At 75.5% G+C, this 286-nt stretch carries 1 pseudogene; it reads left to right on the forward strand.

Features of this window, described 5'->3' with window-relative positions:
• Positions 1-286 (forward strand): annotated as a pseudogene (locus ACLBYB_RS33385) (xanthine dehydrogenase family protein molybdopterin-binding subunit); the annotation flags it as partial.

Genomic DNA, 286 nt, shown 5'->3' on the forward strand with positions numbered 1-286 from the left:
GCCCCGACGACACCGTGCGCCTGCTCAGCCCCTTCGTGGAGGGCGGCCAGGGCATCACCACCGGCCTCGCCCAGACGATCGGCGAGGAGCTCGACCTCGGCCCGGCGCGCTTCGCGGTGGAATGCGCCCCGCCCGGCCCCGACTACGCGGTCGTCAACGGGCTGCGGATGACCGGCGGGTCGTTCTCGACACGCTCCAGCTTTGAGGCCATGCCCCGCCTCGGCGCCACCGCCCGCGAGATGCTCCTGCGGGCGACGGCCGCCGAGCTCGCCGTGCCGCAGGCCAG

The organism is Methylobacterium sp. D54C, assembly GCF_053345595.1.